Source organism: Variovorax sp. AC194 (assembly GCF_979257995.1).
In genome coordinates this window covers 5,423,340-5,439,928 of the sequence record NZ_OZ409823.1, presented here as the reverse complement: position 1 = coordinate 5,439,928, position 16,589 = coordinate 5,423,340, and the positions used below count along the sequence as shown (strand labels likewise).

Here is a 16,589-nt window from a genome sequence, read left to right as displayed (position 1 = left end):
GTTCGATGACGGATCAGCTCGGCGTGATGCCGGCCTTGGCGATGATGGCGCTCCAGGTCTGCATCTCGCGCGCGATGAAGGCCTGGAACTGCGCGGGCGTGCTGCCCACGGGCTCCGCGCCGTTGGTCACCAGGGCCTCGCGCGTGACGTTCGTCTGCAGCGCCTTGCGCACCTCGGCGCTCAGCCGCTCGACGACCGCCGGATCGGTGCCCGCGGGCGCGAGCACGCCGGTCCAGGCGCTCACGTCGAAGGGCTTGCCGCTGATCTCGGCGACCGTGCGCACCTCGGGCAGCGATGCCGAGCGTCTGGCCGTCGACGCCGCGAGGGCGCGCAGCTTGCCGGACTTCACGAGCGGCCCGGCGGCCACCACGTTGGCGAACATGAGGTCGACGTGGCCGCCCATCACGTCGGCCAGGGCCGGGCCGGTGCCCTTGTAGGGCACGTGCGTCATCGAGACGCCCGATTGCAGCGCGAGCAGTTCCATCGACAGGTGGTCGGCCGTGCCGCTGCCCGTGGAGGCGAACGACAGGCGCCGCGACTTTGCCTGGCCGAGCGCCTCGTCCATCGAATGGATCGAGGAGGTGGACGACGCGACCATGATGAAGGGCGACTGCACCGCCAGGCTCACCGGCGCGAAGGCCTTGACGGTGTCGAACGGCAGGTTCTTCATCATCGACGGGTTGGTGGCGTGCGGCACGCTCGCCACCAGCAGCGTGTAGCCGTCGGGCGCCGCCTTGGCCACGTACTCCGAACCGATCACCGTGCTGGCGCCGGGCTTGTTGTCCACGTAGAAGGTCTGCCCGAGCGATTCGGACATGCTCACCGCGATCGCCCGCGCGACGACGTCGGTTCCGCCGCCGGCGGTGAAGGGCACCACCACCCGCACCTGGCGGTTGGGGTAGGGGCTGGCGGCGTGCGAAGGCATGACGCCCAGGAGGCTGGCGCCGCAGCCCCCCGCCAGTGCGGTGATGAGTTCTCGACGGTTCATGGTGTTCTCCGGGTGGTAGGTGGTGGGCGGTGGGCTAGGCGTTGAAATGCAGCCGCAGGCCCGGCTCGGGCCATGGCAGCGACACGAGCTGGCCGGTGGCCGACAGCGTCAGGTAAGCGGTGCGCAGCTCCGGGCCGCCGAAGCAGATGTTGGTGACGTAGATGTCGGGAAACACCTGCTGTCGCACCAGTTCGCCGGTGGGTGCGACGACCGAGATCGCGCCCGTGACCAGCGTGGCGATGCACACATGGCCGTTCGCCTGAACCGCCAGGCTGTCGAAGCGCTGGAAGCCCGGCAGCCCGCAGACCAGGCGCCCACCGTGCGGGGAAGGAAACGGGTGCTTGTCGACCACGCCGGGCGCGACGATGTCGAAGGCCCACAGGCGCGCGGTCTCGGTTTCGGCCACGTACAGGACCCTGTCGTCCGGTGACAGGCCGATGCCGTTGGGCGACAGCAGCCCATAGGCCACCTCGACGATGCGCGAGCCATCTGGCAGCGCGTAGTACACGCCGCCGCTGTCGCGCGCACGCGCATGCTTCTTGCCGAAGTCGGTGAAGTAGAAGCCGCCGTGCGCGTCGAACACGAGGTCGTTGGGCGATGAGAGCCGGTGTTCGCCGCAGTGGGTGTAGAGCGTCGCAATGGCATCGCCCGCACCGCTGGCCAGATCGACGCGGCGGATGCTGCCGCCCTCGTAGCCGGGCGCCGGACCGGTCGAGGTGAAGCGGCCCGGCACATAGGCGCTGCCGCCGTTGTCGCAGACATAGAGCGCGCCGTCGGGCCCGATCGCGGCGCCGTTCGGGCCGCCGCCGCAGTCGCTCACCGTGTGCATCTGCCCATCCGGCGCGACCCGCACGATGCGCCCGGCGCGCATGTCGACCAGCACCACCGAGCCATCGCCCAGTGCCACCGGGCCTTCAGGAAATTGCAGACCCTCGGCCAGGATTTTCATGATCTCGCGCGACCCGTTCCGATGTGCGTGACTCCGGAAAAAGCCTTGTCTCTTAATGATTTAGGCGCCAAAGATAGCGGTCTGGCCGCTGCGCTTCAATCACAATTAACTCATGCGAGAAATGATTAAAAGTCATTCCCTCGCTGGGGGCTTGCAGCGTAATCGCTAGGCCGCGAGCAGGTTCATCTGCGCGAGCAGCTTGCGCCCGAGCGGAATGCGCTTGGCCACGTCGGCCTCGCCGTGCATGTCGATGTTCAGCGCAAAGCTCTGCACGCTGCCGTTCGCCTGCGCGACCCAGCCGACCCACCAGCCCAGCGAGAAGCCCGGCGATTCGTACCAGCCGGTCTTGCCGTGCAGGGCGTGCGTGGGCGTCTTCTCCAGCAGCGTGATCTCGTGGACCATGTCCTGCGTGCGCATCGACATCGGCAGGCTGCGCTGCGCGAGCCGCATCAAAAAGCGCACCTGCTCGGCGGCGGAGATCCGCAGCCTGTCGTTGACCCAGAACTGGTCGACCTCGGTGCCCAGCGACTCGTTGCCGTAGTGCAGCTTCGCGATCCACTCGCTCATGCGCGCCAGGCCGATGCGGCGCGCCACCCCGCGGTAGATCGGCAGGTGCGAGACGCGGATCGCGTCGCGCAGGTTCATGTCGCGCTCCCACTCCTTGCGCTTGTAGGTGCCGCCACCATAGGGGAGGATTTCGTCGATGTCCTTCACCGCGCCGGTCTCCAGCGCGATCAGGCTGTTGGGGATCTTGAAGGTCGAGGCGGGGCTGTAGCGCCGCTCGGCGCGCTGGCGGTCGACCACGGTGAGCTTCGAGGTGGCGCTGTCGAGCACGACCCAGGTGCCGCGCACGCCGGCGTCCTTGAAATGAACGGCGAGGTCGGGGCGCTCCTCGATGTGCGCGACGGGTGCGGCCGCATCGGCGAAGCGCGTGGCACCGAGCGCGGCGAGCAGGCCGCAGCCGCCCTGTGCGAGAAACCTGCGGCGGGCGCGGGGCGTGTGGGTCGTGAAAGGCGGGGGAAGCAGGGGCATGTCGTGTGCTGCGTGTGAGGGAAGGTGCGGATCATCTGGCGCACGCCGGCCATTCACAACGCAGGCGGCCCTGCGCTTCGTCACGGGCGTAACGGCTGTCACGCCGCCCGCCCGGGTTTCTTCGTTCAGCTGTCGTCGATCAACCCGCGCTCGCGCGCCTGCTGCTCGTTGCCGAAGATCGCCATCGCGGTGCGCATGCGCCTGAAGCCCAGCTTCTTGTAGAAGGGCTCCTTGCCGGCCACCGCGTACAGGATGATCTTGCGATGCCCGCGCGAGAACGCCACGAGCTTCGCGACGATCGCCTTGCCCAGGCCCGCGCCCTGGTGGTCGGGGTGCACCGCCACGTCGCAGATGTACGAGCAGTCCAGGCCGTCGGCCACCGCGCGACCGGCGCCGACCAGGCGGCCATCGTCATAGACGAGGCACTTGAACAGGCTGTTGGAAAACACGACCTGCAGGTCGGCCGGCTTCTTGTGGCCGAGCGGGGCGATCTCGTAGAGGCGCGAGAGCTCGTTCCAGTCGAGCGCCTCGAGCGTGTGGCGCCATTCGAGGGTCATGGCAACGCCGCGTCGCGCATCCGCGCTAGCCCATCGAATAGAAGAATTCTTCCCGCACGATCTTGCCGTCCTTGACGGTGTAGAGCGCCATTTCTTCCATCGTGAAGCGGTGCTTGGTGGCCTTCATGGTCACGTCGATCTTGAAGCCGACGATGAAGCGGTCGCCATGCGGCCACGGGCCCGCGACCTGCATCGAATGCACCTCGTGGTTCTCCACCCACCACTCGCCCTTGGCCCGGATGGCCGCGAGGCCGACCGCCTCGCGCGACTGGCCGGGCGGACCGCCAGCCTCCACGCTCACCGCGTCGGGGGCGTAGAGTACGAGCGCGTCCTCGAAATTTCCTGCCTTGCACACGGCCACGAGCTTGTCGGCGATCTCCTGGATGTTCATGCGGTTCTCCTGTGATGAGCGGAAGGGGTGATGACAGAGGCGGGAGTTTAGGCCCGCGCATCCGGCTGCGGCTACTTATCTTCGGGGTGCGGATCGTTGAGCGCGCGCATGCTGTCGATGCCCTCGGGCGACACCCACAGCAGCGTGTTGACATAGGTCTCGATGCGGTCCACCAGCGCGCTGCGCGGGCCGTCGCGCCACGCCGAAGATCCGTAGAACGCCGCCTGCTCGGCTTCCAGCGCCTCGCGGCTGTCGTAGGCGCGAACGAGGTGGTAGGTGGCTTCCTCGTGGTCCGATTTCCCACAGGTGACCACGTCCATGCCCTTGCTGCGCAGCATCGGCACGGCGCGCTCGCGCATGGCCTTGTCGAACGCCTCGAGCGTGCCGGGCTTCAGGCGGTAGGTGCGGATTTCGAGGAGGCGGTTCATGGCGGGCTTTCGTTGGGCTCACGCGGGCTGGAGAAGGTCCCACCTGTTGCCGCAGAAATCCTGGAAGACCGCCACCGTGCCATGCGGCTCGTGCCTCGGTTCTTCGAGAAAGCGGACGCCGTGGGCCTTCATGTGCGCGTGGTCGGCGGCGAAGTCCTGCGTTTGCAGGAACAGGAAGACGCGGCCGCCCGCCTGGTTGCCTACCGCCGCCTTCTGCGCGTCGTCTGCAGCCTTGGCGAGCAGCAGCGTGGCACCCGCGTTGCGCGAAGGCGCGACCACCACCCACCGCTTGCCCGCACCGCGCGGCGTGTCTTCGAGGAGGTCGAAGCGCAGCGCCTCGGTGAAGAAGCGGATGGCTTCGTCGTAGTCGTGGACGAGGAGGGTGACGGTGGCGAGGTGGCGGGGCATCGGTGGGCCCGATCGATCAGGTGAAAACAATCGCCGTCTTGTGCGCAATGCTCAACCGCGCCGATTCATAGAGCACCAGCCACGATTCGATCTCCCGGTAGAGGCCTTCGTCGTCGCCCATGCTGTCGCCCAGCCGCGCGGCTTCCTCGTCCGACAGCTGGCCGTCCGTGAGCGCGATGCCCAGGGCCGGGGCGACGAGCACCAGTTCTTCGAGCAGGCGGTACGACGAGCCGAGCATGCCGCCGGGGAGGTCGGTCTCGTCTTCCTCGGCAAAGATCACCTCCTCGAAGTCGACCGGCACGTAGAAGCCTTCGGCGTCGGAGTGGCACAAGAGGTGGCTCTCGAAGGTGCTGGCCACGTCTTCGAGCGTTTCGTCTTCCGTGGGGTCGGTGTCTTCCGGCAGGGGCGTTGCGGTCCATCCGGGCGTCGTCACGCGGTGCGCGTAGGCGCGGCGCAGGTAGTGGATGAACGAGTAGGGCAGGCCGTCGATCTGCGCGCGCGAATCGAGCGGCGGCAGCGCGCGGGGCTCCACGTGCGGCGGCAGGCCCGCCTCGGCGAGCTTGCGGTTCACGACCGCAAAATCTTCTTCGAAGCGCTCGGCGCTCTCGGGGTCGTTTTCGATCAGATCGGCCAGGATGCCGAGGGAAATGGACAGGCCCATGGGTCCTCCAGTTGTTGTTCGCCGCGATGGTGAAGAGGACAGATGAAGGCGGGATGACGGCCCGCCTTACACCACGTCTCACTGCGTCGTTACTTCGCCGCCTCCACCTTCACCCGCGCATTCGGCGCCTCGCCGAACATCTCGGGCGCGTACATCGCCTCGACGCGGCTCGGGGGCAGCGCGAAGTCGCCGACGTTGTTCAGGCGCACCGTGTACTCCATCTTCACCACGCCCTTGGGCAGGTACTCGTAGTAGCTGCGGAAGGCCTCGAAGCTGCGTTCCTCGAAGGCCGGCCAGCCCGCGCCCGACTTCTTCTCGCCCTGCGTGGCGATCTGCGAGTCGCGGCCCAGGCCGCCGCCCAGGATGGTCGCGCCGCCGGGGATCGGATCGCTGATCACCACCCAGGTCATGTCGGCGCTGGCGTTCACCTCGATGCTCACGCGCAGCACGTCGCCGCGGGTGTACTTGCCCGCGGTGGCCTGCTCGACCGGGGTGATGGTCTTCTTGATCGCGTAGCCGGCGGCGAACGGCGCCTTCAGCTGTACGGCGGCCAGCGACTGCAGCGTGAGCCACGGCTTGCCGGTGCCTTGCTGCGTCACCAGCAGGGTGTCTCGCACCGGTGCACCGGAAGGCGAGTTCGCGGCCGTGGCCCACGGCAGGAACATCGTGTTGTTCTTCAGGTTGCCCGGCGATGCGGGCGCGCCGAACATGGTGGTCTGGTTCGGTGCGCCGGCCGCATCGCTGGTCTTCACGCGCTCGACGCGGCTCCAGTCGACCTGCGCCTTCACCGCGCCGAGCGTGGCGGCGGTGACGCCGGCCACCGGCGTGCTCTCGAACACCTTGCTGAATTTCTCCAGCGCGAGCCCGCCCCACAGGTTGGCGGTGGTCGTGTGCCAGGCGCCGTTCTGCTGGCGGCCGATGAAGCCGTTGGCGAGCTTGCCGATGTCGTCCTTCCAGGCCGGGTCGTCCATCACGCTGAGCAACAGGCGCGCGGTGTTGACGTCGCCGTTGGTCATGAGCCACCACCAGTAGTCGTCCTGCTCGGTGCTGAAGATGAGCTTGGTGCCCTGGTACGACAGGCGCGCCTTCAGCACGTTGTTGGCCTCGTCCAGGCGCTGCTGGCGCTGCGGCACGTCGTTCACGCGCTTCAGGATATTGAGCCAGTCGATCACCGCGCTGGTGGGCCACTGGTTCGGCGCGATGGTGATGCTGCCGACCATGCTCCCCTTGGCCTTGCCGTAGCGCGAGAGCGCCTCCAGCGCGGCGAGCTTGCGCACATCCAGGTCCTTGCGCGGGCTCCAGAACTCGCGCGTGATGCGGCCTTCGACGAAGGCGATCAGGCCCGACTCCATCGGCGCGCGCACGTCGTCGGCCAGCGCGAAGGCGGGGTTCAGCTGCGCGGCCTCGTTGGTCGCTGCGAGCAGGTACGAAGTGAGGATGTCGCTGCCGCGGTTGGCCTCGCCGTCGCGCGGCGGGAAGTAGTTGGCCAGGCCGTCGCTGTCCAGGTACGTCGGCAGCGTCGCGAGCACGCCCTGCCACATCTTCGCGTCGCGAAGGCCCACCGATTTGCTGGTCTTCTGTTCGAGGCAGATGAAGGGGTAGTTCGCGAACCAGTCGCGCACGCCCGGCAGGCCCTCGGCGAGCTTGGGCTGCAGCGAGAGCTTCAGGCCCCCGCGGCCGGGGAGGGCGTCGGCGGGCGGCGCCACGTCGAGCGTGAAGGGGCCGTCGACCTGCACCAGCGTGGCCTGCTGCACCGTGAGCGGCACCGAGGGCACGATGCGCTGGCGCACCTTGAGCGCATCGCGCGCGCCGCCGAGGGTGTCCTTCGCCTCGATTTCCCAGAGGATGGCTTCGGCGCGCGTCTGCGCGAGCTGCGCGGGCGCGGTCACGGTCCATGCGACTTCACGCGCTTCGCCGGCCGGGATGTCCACGGTCTGCGTCTCCAGCGTGAGCAGCGTGGCGCGCGGCGTGGCCTCGACCTTCATCGGTTTCTGCGTGGTGTTGCGCAGCGTGATCTGGGCGCGGAACTGGTCGTCCTCGCGCACCAGCGGCGGCAGGCCGCTGATGATCTGCAGGTCCTGCGTGGCCTGGATGCTGGCCTGGCCGGTGCCGAAGAGGCTCGTGCCCGAATCGGCCACGGCCACGATCTTGAAGGTGGTGAGCGCGTCGTTCAGCGGCACCGTCACCACGGCCTGGCCGTTGGCATCGAGCACCACCTTCGGGTTCCACACGAGCAAGGTGTCCAGCAGTTCGCGCGTCTGGCCCTTGCCGCCGCCGCCGCCCGCGGGCACGGCCTTGCGCCCGTAGTGGCGCCGGCCGACGATTTCCATCTGCGCGGTGGAGGTGCTCACGCCCCAGCTGCGGCGCTGGAGCATCGCGTTCAGGAGGTTCCAGCTGTCATTGGGCATCAACTCCAGCAGGGCCTGGTCGACCGCGGCCAGCGCCACTTCGGCGCCGGCGGCGGGCTTGCCGTCGGGCAGCTTGGCGGTGATGGTGACCTGCGCCTTGCTGCGGATCGGGTAGCTGGGCTTGTCGCTCGTGACGGTCACGTCCAGCTGGTGGGCGCGCGTGCCCACGCGGATCTCGGCCATGCCCAGGCGGTAGGCGGGCTTGCTCAGGTCGACCATCGCGGTGGGCGCAACGTATTCCTTGCCCTCGTACCAGAAGGCGGTCCACCACTCGCGCGGCGCCTTGAAGCCCCAGGTGAAGAAGCTGTACCACGGCACTTCGCGCAGGCGCCCGCGCAGAGCCAGCACGCTGATGTACGCGTTCGGGCCCCATTCGGGCTTGACCTGCAGGGTGACCGTCGGGTCCTTGCCGTCCAGCTGCACGACGTGCGTTTCGATGATGCCCTCGCGTTCCACCGAGACCAGCGCGGTCGCGAAGCGGAAGGGGCTGCGCACCTGGAACTTGGCGACCTCGCCGGGCTGGTAGCTCTTCTTCTCGGGCAGCACGTCGATGCGGTCGTTGTCCTCGCCGCCGAACCAGAGTTCGCCCTGCTTGGTCACGTAGACGGAGCTCACGGCCTTGGCGTCGCGGCCCTCGCCGTCGGTGGCGCTGGCGATGAGTTCGACTTCGCCGGCTTCCTTCAGCTCCGACTCGCACAGCAGCAGCCCGCGCGCATCGCTCTTGCCGCTGCAGACGGTGCCGATGTCTTTCGTCTCGGTCTTGTTGTCGTAGGTGTAGAAGCCGCCCACCATGCGCTTGCGGCTGGTGGTGGTGATGCGCGCCACGGCGCGCACGTTGAGCGTCACGCCGGCCTGGGGCTTGCCCGTGAGGTCGAGCGCGAGCGCCTGGAACTTGAGCTTCTGGCTGGTGGAGACCCAGCCCTCGGTCTTGATGCCGGCGATGACCGACGCGGGCCACAGCGTCTGCGTGCTGCGGATGGTCTGCACCTCGCCGTTCGGGTCGGCATACGTCGCCTCGAGCAGCAGCTCGCGCGCGGCCTTGACCTTGGGCACCTTGTCGATGGTGACCTTGCCCGCGCCGTCCTTGTTGAGCGTGAGCGCGAGCTTGTCGGCGATCACGCGGGTGTCGCTCGCGCTGTTGATGTCTTCGTCGGCGCCCGCGGTGTCGGCCGCGGACGCGGCCTGCGCGCCTTCGCCCTGTTCGGCGCGCGGCGGGTTGAAGCTGAAGGCGTCGTAGTCGGAAAAACTCAGGGCTTTGCCGCGCACCATGGCCGACACGCGCACCGGCAGGTTGGCCGCGCCGCCGCCGGCCACGTAGTTGATCTGCACGTCGGTGGGCACGCTCGTGGCGGCCACCAGCGGCTTCTTCTCGGTGGGCGCGATGCGGCCTTCGAGCACGGGGAGGCGGAACTCCTCGACGCGGAACGTGCCGGTGCTGAAGCTGCGGCTGCCGCCGCCGCCTTCGTCACCGTCGCCTTCTTCGCTGTCGCCGTTGGCGTCCTTGCCGCCGCCGCTGCGCAGCATCACCTCGTACACGCCGAGCTTGGCGGCCGGCGGAATGGGGAAGGTGTTCTCGGCGCTCAAGCCGCCGGTGGCGGTCTTGCGCCAGGCCAGCGGCTGCGTGAAGCGCTGGCCGCTGCCGGTGTGGGTGATGACCAGCGTGTCGGGCCGGCTCTCCGGAAGGCCAAAGCCCTTGCTGGTCTGCGTGCGGATCAGGCTCTTCATCGACACCGTCTCGCCGGCGCGCAGCAGCGTGCGGTCGAAGATGGTGTGGGCGATGCGGTCGGGCTCGGGCTGCAGGTTGGTGGGCACGTTGAAGCGCCAGGGCTCGATGCCGCGCTGCCAGTCGCTGAAGGTGAAGGCGAGGTCTTCCACGCCCTTGTCGTCCTTGGCGCGGGCGCTCACGAACCAGGCGCCGCTGTCGTATTCGTTCGGGCCGTTGCAGCTGGGCGCCTGCGGCGACACGCCCTGCAGCGTGACGATGCCGTTGGCGTCGGTGGTGCCGGTGGCCACGGCCTTGCCGTCGCAGCTGGAGACGCGCACCTCGGCGCCCGCGACGACCTTGCCCTTGTCCAGCGTGGTGACCCAGGCCATCGAGTTCTCGCGGCCCAGCTTGAAGTGCACCGCCAGGTTGGTGGCCAGCGCCGTGGTGCGCACGTACATCGTGCGGCCGGCGGGGTAGCGCTCGTCGAGCAGCGCTTCGCCCAGTTTCTGCGAGGCGATCTCCAGCACGTGGAAGCCGGGCGTGAGCGGGATGCCGATGACTTCGAACGGGCGTGGGTCGCCCGCCTCGGACTTGGGCATGTCCAGCGCCTTCACGCCCGGCTGGCCGGCCAGCAGCGACAGCATGCGCGTCTGCACGGTCGTGCGGTCGTCCTTGTCGATGACGGGGGGCAGCGCGCCCTTCACGTCCTTGCGCGCGACGTCGCGGTTGACCACGTAGCTGTTGTCGTAGCGGCGCACCTTGCGGTACCACGCGATGATTTCCGCGTCGGTCTTGGGGTTCATGTCGCTCACCTTGCCGGGCGTGAGCGCCTGCACCATCAGCTGCGGCTCCACGCGGCGCACGGTGACCGGCATCATGGCCGGGGTGTCGGGCTCGGCCAGGCGCTCGATCACGCCGAAGGGCGAGGCGGCGAACTTGGCCAGCGGCGGCATCGCGCCGGTCGCGACCTTCAGCGGAAAGCTCGATGGCGTGGCCAGCGGGCGGCCCGAGGCGTCCTCGAACTTGGCGGGCAGCTCGATGCTGTACTGCGCGCTCTCGGCCAGCGGCGGGCCGAAGTACACGCCGTTGACCACGTCGTCGTCGCTCGGCGTGCCGCCTTCGTTGGCGATCTGGGCCTTGGTCGTCTTGCCGTCGCCCTTGAGTTCGATCTGCAAGGCCAGCTTGCGCGTGACCGGCGCATTGAACGTCAGCTGCATCGGGCGCAGCGGCAGGCACGCGGCCTGCGCGTTCTCGCGCTCGCAGGTGAAGGAAACCGCGAAGGGCTCGCGCACCTGGTAGTCCAGCCGGCGCTCCACGTTGTTGGCCACGCCCGAGGGCGTGGCCACGCCCTTGCCGTAGACCACCTGCACCTTGGCGCCCGGCGTGAGCGTGCGGTTGCACTGCATCGTGATGAAGCGCAGCGGCTCCTTCTCGGCCGCCTTGTCGCGGCTGAAGGCCTTCAGGAGACCCGCGCGCTGCTCGCCTTCGAGCAGCTTGACCGGAATGCGCTCGCCCACGCCGTCGGCCGCGCACCACACGTTCTGGCGCACGCTCTCCAGCGTGGCCGCGCCGTTCAGCTCGAGCACGAACATCTGCTGCTCGTCGATGCGGGCGTAGGTGCCCGGCATGAAGTTGCGCACGAACGGGCCGCCGCTATTGAATTGGTAGCGCTCCGGCCCGGTCAGCTCGCCGCCCGCGCTGGGCTTGAAGGTGGGAATGCGGGTGACAGTGCAGCGCACGCCGGGCGGCAGGTCGTTCTCGAAGTCGTAGACCCAGGCCTTGGCGTCGGTCCAGCGGCCGGTGCCCTTGCCGGCCTGCGCGTCGGTGCAGCTCACCGAGAGCGGGGCGGGTGCCTTGGGGTCGCCGAAGTTGACGGCCGCCTGGTCGAACTTGGCGACGATCTGGCGTACGCGCGACACTTCGCCCTGGGGCGTCAAGCTGGTGATCTGCAGGGCAAAGCTCGGCGCGGCGAGCAGCGCGCTCGCGGCCAGGAGCACTGAGGGAACGAAACGGGTCACGGAATCTCCTCCTTGGGGCAGCGCGCAGCGTAGCCGATTTGTGCTTCAGAACGGCAGTGCCAACGGTCATATGTCGTTCGCAGCTGCGCCCCCGGTCAGGCGCGGTTTACATCAGCCTTCTTACAATCCACCCCCGTCGTGCGTGCGCCGCGCGGACCGCCACCAAGACCTCGCCGCCGACCGATGAAACGCTACTGGGAAATAGACGCCTTGCGCGGGCTGATGCTCGTGCTGATGACCGTCACCCACCTGCCCACCCGCCTGACCGACCCGCTGGGCCAGCCTTTCGGCTTCGTCTCGGCGGCCGAGGGCTTCGTGCTGCTGTCGGCCTTCGTGGCGGGGCTGGTCTACAGCCGCATCGGCTACGCCCGCGGGGTGGACTCGATGCGCATCGCGTTCTGGCGCCGCGTGGTCAAGGTCTACCTGTGCCAGGCGGCGATCCTTCTGTTCCTCTTCACCGTGATCGCCGCGCTCGGGCTGCACATCGACCAGCCGGCGGTGAAGAACCTGGTGTCGTACTACCTGGCGGAGCCGCGCGACGGCTTCCTGTTCGGGCTGCTGCTCATCTACGAGCCGGCGCTGCTGGACATCCTGCCGATGTACATCTTCTTCATGCTCATGAGCCCCTGGGTGCTGGCCTTCGCCATGCGCCACGGCTGGACGCTGGTGATGGTGGCCAGCGTCGCCGTGTGGGCGGCGGCGCAGTTCGGCATCAGCGAATGGATCTACGGGCTGGCGGTGCACTACCTGCACGTGCCGGTGCCGTTCCACGAGATGGGCGCCTTCAACACATATGCCTGGCAGTTCCTCTGGTTCGCGGGCCTGTGCATCGGTGCCACCCGCAGCGGGCCGCAGGCGCGGCCGCTGCGTTTTCCGTGGTGGCTGCTCGCGCTGGCGGCGGGCATCGCGCTCTACGGCATCTACTGGCGCCACACCGGCATCAACGGTCAGGCGCCGTTCGGCGGCGACGTGGAGCTGAACCTGCTGTTCGACAAGTGGCAGCTCGGCCCGCTGCGGCTGGTGAACCTCGTGGCGCTGGGCATCCTGGCGGTGCGCTTCGGGCCCTGGCTGATGCGCCGGATTCCGCGGCTGCACTGGCTCGAGGCGATGGGCTCGGCGTCGCTGCCGGTGTTCTGCGCGCACCTGGTGGCGGTGCTGCTGGTGCTGGCCTTCTACGGCGACAGCCAGACCGCGCGGCCGTGGTGGGGCGACGGGCTGTTGCTTCTGGCGGTGTTCGCGGGGATGTATGTCGTGGCGCGGTTCACGCGCGGGGCCGATGTGCCGCCGCCGGCGGACGATGTGCCTTCGAGCCCGGCGCCGGCCTGAGCGGGGCGCCGCCGAGGCCCTGCTGCACTTCTACTTCTTGCGCGCCTTCTGCTGCTGGATGTAGCGCAGCTCGTTCAGCGATTTCTCGTTTCCCGGCTCCAGCTGGAGCACGCGCTCGTGCAGCGCCTTGGCCGCATCGAGGTTGCCCAGTTCGATCTGGGCGAACGCCATGCCGCGCAGCGCGCGCGTGGTCTCCGCTGTCTTGACCTCGGGCGGGGAGAGTTCTGCCGCCTCCAGGGCCTTCTGGAACATCTCCAGCGCCGGCCGCCAGTTGCGCTCTGCGATATCGACTTCCGCGCGCTCGGAGAGGTATTTCGAGTTGCGCGGGGAGAGCTTGATCGCCTCGTCGAACGCGGCCCGGGCCTCGGGAAAGCGATGCAGGTCGACCAGCGCGAAGCCCTTGAGGAAATAGGCAAAGCCCCATTCGATGCCGTACACCCGCGAGTCCGCCTTCGCATTGAGCCCCTCCACCACGTAGAGCATGCTCTCGGTCGGCCAGCGTGCGGAGTACACGAGCGTCGCGCTCTTGCGGTATGTGCGCTCGTAGTAAGCAATGGCTTGGTCGGCCACCGGCAGGGCCTGGGCGGGCTTTTTCGCGGCGATGAGCGCGCCGGCCTGTTGCACCAGCGGCGCGCCGGCATCCACCGTCTTTCCGGCCGCAACGGAAGGGGGCGGGCTGGTGGTTTGGGGCTGCGTTGCGCAGGCCGACACGAGCAGCGACAGCAGGATCGCCGCGAAGAATTTCATGACCATCGAGGCTCTTTCTTGCCGCGCCAGGCGGCGATGTTTTTATCGATCGCGCAGGATGGATGCCCGCGCAAGCCCGGCGCGAGTCTAGCGAGGGCGTGTGTCCGCCCGCGGTCCGGCGGCGATCAGGGCAGGGCGGCTGCGGCTGGCACCGACGCGCCCGGCAGGTGCGACGCGATCACCGACTGCCACAGCCGGTACCCCTCGTCCGTCATGTGCAGCCTGTCCCCGCGAAACAGCTCCATGCGCGGCCGGCCGTCGGCGCCGAGCATCGGCGTGTAGATGTCGATGAATTCGCTGTTGGGCAGCAGGTTGAGGTAGGCCGAGACCACGTGGTTGGTCTCGCGGATCTGCGGCATCAGCTGCTCGCGCGACGGGCTGGGCTTGACCGAGATGAAGCTGATGCGCGCGTCCGGCAACTCGGCGCGCACCGCGTTGGCAAAGCGCGCGAAGCTGTCGAGCACCTGCAGCGGCGTGCGGCCTTCGGCCAGGTCGTTGTCGCCGGCGTACACCATCACCTGCCGGGGCTTGTAGCGCACCACCAGTTCGCGGGCGAAGAGGCTGCAGTCGGCCAGCGTGGAGCCGCCGAAGCCGCGGTTGACGACGCCGCCGGGCACGCGGGCGAAGTCTTGCGACAGGCGCGTCCACATGCGCACGGTGGAGCTGCCCACGAACACCACGCCGCCCGGAGGCGGCAGGCGCTCCTGGTCGGCGCGCGCGAAGGCCGCGAGCTCGTTGTGCCAGCGCGCCTTGGCGGCCAGGTATTCGGAGGAGGCGTCCGCGGCGGTGGCGCCGTCCGCCTCGTAGGGAAAGGCGGCCGAGGCGGTCTGGGCGTGGGAGGCGAGCGCCGCCATGAGCAGCGCGACCGCGGCCAGCGCGGATTTCATCGAAGGCATCGGAAAGGCAGAAATCAGGTCAGATGGTTTTTTCGATCAGGGCGCCCTTGAAGACGATCGGACCCTTCGGGCCGCTGCCCGGTGGCACGCCGCCCTTGGCTTCCAGGGTAACGGCCAGGGTCGGCACCTGGTGCACATCGGATTCTGACGCAGCCAGCCGCAACGCCGGCGCGTTGTCGAGCACGCCGAGCGAACGCGGCGCGCCGCCGGGCGGCAGGGCCCACAGCTGCAGCGACTTGTCGGTGCCTTCGCTGTAGCTGCCCACGCGCTGCAGCACGAGCTGCTTCTTGCGGGGATCGAAGGTCACCAGCAGCGAGGCGGCGGCCTGGTCGTCGGACAGCACGGCCACGTACTGCACGGCCGGCGCATTGACCAGCTGGTCGCGCAGGTTCAGGCCGACCACCACCGCCAGCACGGTCGCCAGCGCGCCGGCGGCCGTGGCGCCGCGCCAGAGCGCGAGGCTGCTGAGCCACCCGCCCTGTGGCCTCGCGGCATCGCGGGCGTGGGCGTCGTCGCGCTGTCGTTCGAGGGCGTGCTGCGCCTTCTCGGCGTCGATGATGTTGCGGATGCGGGTCCAGACGGCGGCGTCGGGAACGATCGGGCTCTGCAGCTCGGTCATGCTCGCGAGCCGGCCCTGCCAGACCAGCGCCGCGGCGCGCACCGGCGCCTGTTCGCGGGCGATGGTTTCAAAACGGCGGCGGGCGCCGCCGCGCAGGGTGCCGAGCGCGTGGCTCGCGGCCAGCAGTTCGAGCAGTTCGGGGTGGGCGGTGAGGTTCATGAGGGAGCTACTTTCTTCACCGTCACGCAAAGCGTCCCATGCAGACGCGCAATTTCTCGAGACCGCGCCGGATCCAGGTCTTGACCGTCCCGAGCGGCAGCTTGAGCTGCTCGGCCAGTTCGCCATGGCTCATCTCGCGCAGGTAGGCCAGGCTCACCACCTCGCGCTGCTTGCCTTCGAGCTGGCTCAGGCACTGGTGCAGCGCCCAGGCCTGTTCGCTCGCATCGGCCGTGTCGGCGGGGTTGGGCGCATCGGATTCGAGGGTGTCGGCCATCAGCTCGTCGAACTCCTGCGTGAGCTGGGCGCGGTCGGCGGTGCGGCGGCGCAGGAGGTCGAGCGCGCGGCTGCGCACGATCAGCCCCAGCCAGGCCAGCGGCGGGCTCAGCGAGGCGCGGTAGTCGCCGGCCACGCGCCAGACCGTGAGAAACGCCTCCTGCAGTACATCCTCGGCCCATTCGCGTTGCCGGACCACGCGCATCGCCAGCCCCATGAGCTTGGGGGCGGTGCGGTCGTAGAGCTGGCGCAGGGCGGCTTCGTCGCGATGGCCGATCCGATCGATCAGCGCCATCAGTTCGGCGTCGGGGCTGGGTGCTGTCATCGGCGGATTGTCGGGCATCGGCGGGCATGGACAAGATACGGCCCCGCCGGGCTGCCGGATTCAAACAACAGGGCTGCCGATCCGATTTATAGAAACATTCGTTAACGTATACTGCCCCGCAAAATCGGAGCGGGGCCGCGTTCGCGCGGGGAGGCGGGAATGAAGCAACTAGCGATCGTCATCGTGCTCTGCGTGGGCGCGTGGTACTTCTTTATCGGCGGCCGCAAGCTGGACGAGCCGATGGTGCGCGACTACTACCAGAAGGAAGCGCGCGCCATTTCCGCCAACGACGCCGACAAGCTGTGCAAGCAGCTGAGCCGCAAGGCCGTCATCGAGAGCAAGACCACGATGATGGGCAAGACGGTGGAAACCACCCACAACCGCGACGAGGCCTGCGAGTCCCAGCACCGCACCTTCGAGAAGCTGCGCACCGTGAGCGACCATGTCGGCAGCATCATGGCCATCGAGTACGACTACCACATCGACAGCGTGGAGCTCGCGCCCGACCGCAAGAGCGCCACCGTGCAGGGCACCAACGTGCTCAAGATGGGCGAGTCGATCCTGCAGTTCAAGACCAGCTTCACCCAGCGCCTGGAGCGCGAACTCGGCCAGGTGCGCCTGGTGCACGCCGAGGAGGCCACCGTGGTGCGCGTGGGCGGCCGCGGCGCGATGAGCCAGAGCGAGTTCTTCCGCAAATAA

15 protein-coding genes are annotated in these 16,589 nt (G+C 68.6%); 2 read left to right on the top strand and 13 right to left on the bottom strand.

Translation table 11 applies throughout. The annotated features are described in order from the left end of the window. Nucleotides 1-13 precede the first annotated feature (13 nt). The 9 genes from ACZYRS_RS25785 to ACZYRS_RS25745 all read right to left on the bottom strand — a co-directional run bounded on the left by ACZYRS_RS25785 (nt 14) and on the right by ACZYRS_RS25745 (nt 11,545). Complete coding sequence (locus tag ACZYRS_RS25785; RefSeq protein ID WP_463421500.1) at nt 14-988, bottom strand: tripartite tricarboxylate transporter substrate binding protein; 975 nt, start codon at nt 986-988, stop codon at nt 14-16. A gap of 34 nt (nt 989-1,022) precedes the next feature. Next, nucleotides 1,023-1,937: an SMP-30/gluconolactonase/LRE family protein gene (locus tag ACZYRS_RS25780; protein WP_463421499.1), complete on the bottom strand. Its 915-nt coding sequence runs from the start codon at nt 1,935-1,937 to the stop codon at nt 1,023-1,025. A gap of 165 nt (nt 1,938-2,102) precedes the next feature. Then, on the bottom strand, nt 2,103-2,969 hold the full coding sequence (gene blaOXA / locus ACZYRS_RS25775; RefSeq protein WP_463421498.1) for a class D beta-lactamase: 867 nt from the start codon (nt 2,967-2,969) through the stop codon (nt 2,103-2,105). A gap of 125 nt (nt 2,970-3,094) precedes the next feature. Beyond that, a complete protein-coding gene (locus ACZYRS_RS25770; RefSeq protein ID WP_463421497.1) occupies nt 3,095-3,526 on the bottom strand; it encodes a GNAT family N-acetyltransferase in 432 nt (143 codons plus the stop codon). 25 nt (nt 3,527-3,551) lie between these two features. Further along, the gene (locus ACZYRS_RS25765; protein ID WP_463421496.1) at nt 3,552-3,917 is read right to left on the bottom strand and encodes a SnoaL-like domain-containing protein; all 366 of its coding nucleotides are present in this window, start codon (nt 3,915-3,917) and stop codon (nt 3,552-3,554) included. A gap of 71 nt (nt 3,918-3,988) precedes the next feature. Next, entirely contained in the window at nt 3,989-4,345 is a 357-nt protein-coding gene (locus tag ACZYRS_RS25760) for an NIPSNAP family protein (RefSeq protein ID WP_463421495.1), read from the bottom strand. A gap of 18 nt (nt 4,346-4,363) precedes the next feature. Continuing rightward, entirely contained in the window at nt 4,364-4,753 is a 390-nt protein-coding gene (locus ACZYRS_RS25755; RefSeq protein ID WP_463421494.1) for a VOC family protein, read from the bottom strand. 16 nt (nt 4,754-4,769) lie between these two features. Beyond that, a complete protein-coding gene (locus ACZYRS_RS25750; protein WP_463421493.1) occupies nt 4,770-5,414 on the bottom strand; it encodes a hypothetical protein in 645 nt (214 codons plus the stop codon). Between the two features lie 89 nt (nt 5,415-5,503). Then, nucleotides 5,504-11,545 carry an alpha-2-macroglobulin family protein gene (locus ACZYRS_RS25745; RefSeq protein WP_463421492.1) on the bottom strand — a complete coding sequence of 2,014 codons (6,042 nt, stop codon included), beginning with the start codon at nt 11,543-11,545 and terminating at the stop codon, nt 5,504-5,506. Nucleotides 11,546-11,728: 183 nt separating this feature from the next. Here ACZYRS_RS25745 and opgC point away from each other — a divergent pair, with 183 nt between their 5' ends. Continuing rightward, nucleotides 11,729-12,871, top strand: coding sequence for an OpgC domain-containing protein (opgC, locus tag ACZYRS_RS25740; RefSeq protein ID WP_198785736.1), 1,143 nt, complete (start codon nt 11,729-11,731; stop codon nt 12,869-12,871). Nucleotides 12,872-12,901: 30 nt separating this feature from the next. Here opgC and ACZYRS_RS25735 read toward each other — a convergent pair whose 3' ends face one another. From ACZYRS_RS25735 to ACZYRS_RS25720, 4 genes are all read right to left on the bottom strand, one after another. Continuing rightward, nucleotides 12,902-13,618: a tetratricopeptide repeat protein gene (locus tag ACZYRS_RS25735; protein WP_463421491.1), complete on the bottom strand. Its 717-nt coding sequence runs from the start codon at nt 13,616-13,618 to the stop codon at nt 12,902-12,904. Nucleotides 13,619-13,743: 125 nt separating this feature from the next. Beyond that, nucleotides 13,744-14,505 (bottom strand): SGNH/GDSL hydrolase family protein, encoded by a 762-nt coding sequence (locus tag ACZYRS_RS25730; protein WP_463421490.1) that lies wholly within the window; start codon nt 14,503-14,505, stop codon nt 13,744-13,746. A 28-nt stretch (nt 14,506-14,533) separates the two neighbouring features. After that, nucleotides 14,534-15,292 carry an anti-sigma factor gene (locus tag ACZYRS_RS25725; RefSeq protein WP_463421489.1) on the bottom strand — a complete coding sequence of 253 codons (759 nt, stop codon included), beginning with the start codon at nt 15,290-15,292 and terminating at the stop codon, nt 14,534-14,536. A 22-nt stretch (nt 15,293-15,314) separates the two neighbouring features. Further along, nucleotides 15,315-15,890: an RNA polymerase sigma factor gene (locus tag ACZYRS_RS25720; RefSeq protein ID WP_233101703.1), complete on the bottom strand. Its 576-nt coding sequence runs from the start codon at nt 15,888-15,890 to the stop codon at nt 15,315-15,317. Nucleotides 15,891-16,049: 159 nt separating this feature from the next. On the opposite strand from ACZYRS_RS25720, the gene ACZYRS_RS25715 reads away from it, so the two are divergent. Further along, the gene (locus ACZYRS_RS25715; RefSeq protein WP_463421488.1) at nt 16,050-16,589 is read left to right on the top strand and encodes a hypothetical protein; all 540 of its coding nucleotides are present in this window, start codon (nt 16,050-16,052) and stop codon (nt 16,587-16,589) included.